We start from the raw sequence: 1,592 nt of genomic DNA, 5'->3' as shown, positions 1-1,592 counted from the left end.
TTACTTGGGGAATGTGGGTTCAGGTGCCTGCATCTTTGACGGCAAGGCCATTTTACGCCCGCCTTGGATATATCGAAGTCCGCGATGTGCTTCACGGCGAGGAACGGACGGTCATTATGGAAAAGCGGATTGGTTAGGCAGCTCCCCTGCCGATCCAGGCGCCTGGCATTTCATCGGCAGCTTTTAAAGGTAGGATCGTGAATATGGGCATGTGGATTGCAATCGGAACGGCCATCGGCATCGGGGTCGGGGCTGCCATGGACAACATCAGCATGGGTGCGGCCATGGGGGTCGCGATGGGCGCGGCCCTGGGCGCAGTCCTGTCGGGAACCAAGCGGGACCGCGACGACGACAGGAAGCTCTAACTCAACCCCCGGCTGCTGCCCCGTCGATATTGGGTGTTATGCGCCGGAACGGAGAGGGGGGTGGGGATCAGCCGGGGGTTGTGGGGCTAGCGCAGGCGGGACGGCCCCCAGCAAGCCCCTGTGAGCCTGCCCTGAGATTGGCTCAGCCCCGGCCTACCCTTCATAACCCGCTAAGATCAGCTCTTAGTGTACTATTTTGCCCCTTTCGGCATCAGACGCTTGGCTTGCCATGGGACTTCTTTAAGAGCGTGGTACGCGCCATTCTCATTTCGCTCAATTAAAAGAGATCAGATATGTCACTGCCATTTTCCGGAGGCTGAATTGTGAGCCTCCGCCAAAATTAATGGGTAATAATCCTATATCTCTAGCACACCAGCTTCGATAGCGAGAATAACGCAATGCAACTTGGAGCAGGCACCAAGCTTCCTCATGGCACTGCGGATATACTGATAGACCGTGCCCTCCGTGAGCCCGAGAATTGCTGCTGTCTCCCAGCTAGTCTTTCCGCGGGCGGCCCAAGTCAGCACATCGTGCTCACGTGGTGAAAGTTTCGGCGCTTCTGCCCGTGCGCCGAGGCGGTCCAGAATATCGCGTAAGGTATTACCGCACACTTCGAGTTCGCGCCGGTGGGCCCGGCAGAGCGCACGCCACTCTGGCGCCGGCAGGTCTGAGGCAAGCGAGAAGACCCCAAAGGAGACCGACCCCGGCTGATAGAGGTACATTGCGCAACCGCAATGTGGTACCCCGTGCGCCCGTGACTGTTCGAAAAAGGCGCGGTCCTCCCCCTCAAGAGTGTCCACGTCCCACAATTGCAGGCCGGTGGCATTGCGCGCCACCCGGATCGCCGGATCCTGCCGGTAGAGCGCGTTTTCTAGGTAGGTCTGATGCCAACTCTCGGGGTAGGTGGTGCTGGCGCGACTGCCCCCGCTGAGGCTCACCTCGATGTAGGAGATATGGTGCACTCCTATCTCGCCGAGAACCTTGCTAAAGTCGGCCATTATGGCCGCCTCGCTCGCAATCCCGTGTTCCATATCCTTACACCACTCGAAAAGCTGGCTCATGGGATAACCTCGCTAAGGATCTTTCCTCATAGCAGGATGTATGCACCCAAAAGTAGGTTTTAAGGGAAAGTGTCGGGGCCAGCGCAAAACCGCTGGTTGATCTGGAATGCACCGGAAAAACCATGCCGTATTTCATGCCCTGCTCTAGGGTCAGGATGCATTGATT

The 1,592-nt window shown here is 57.9% G+C and carries 3 protein-coding genes; 1 reads left to right on the top strand and 2 read right to left on the bottom strand.

What is annotated here, in order from left to right:
- The first annotated feature begins 209 nt into the window (after positions 1-209).
- Positions 210-365: a hypothetical protein gene (locus TW83_RS21330; RefSeq protein WP_162198084.1), complete on the top strand. Its 156-nt coding sequence runs from the start codon at positions 210-212 to the stop codon at positions 363-365.
- A 356-nt stretch (positions 366-721) separates the two neighbouring features.
- Here the strand turns inward: TW83_RS21330 and TW83_RS17180 are convergent, their stop codons facing one another.
- Positions 722-1,426, bottom strand: coding sequence for a LuxR family transcriptional regulator (locus tag TW83_RS17180; protein WP_045984006.1), 705 nt, complete (start codon positions 1,424-1,426; stop codon positions 722-724).
- Positions 1,401-1,592 (bottom strand): hypothetical protein (locus tag TW83_RS21915; RefSeq protein ID WP_204245799.1); only part of this gene is annotated, 192 nt, incomplete at its 5' end. The genes TW83_RS17180 and TW83_RS21915, both read right to left, overlap by 26 nt.

It is taken from the genome of Paracoccus sp. S4493, assembly GCF_000967735.1.
GTDB lineage: Bacteria > Pseudomonadota > Alphaproteobacteria > Rhodobacterales > Rhodobacteraceae > Paracoccus > Paracoccus marcusii.
This window is presented reverse-complemented; position numbering and strand designations above follow the sequence as displayed.

Excerpts from the sequence above, each read along its gene's own strand:
- TW83_RS17180 (WP_045984006.1), bottom strand. The coding sequence starts at position 1,426 with ATGAGCCAGCTTTTCGAGTGGTGTAAGGATATGGAACACGGGATTGCG.
- TW83_RS21330 (WP_162198084.1), top strand. The coding sequence starts at position 210 with ATGTGGATTGCAATCGGAACGGCCATCGGCATCGGGGTCGGGGCTGCC.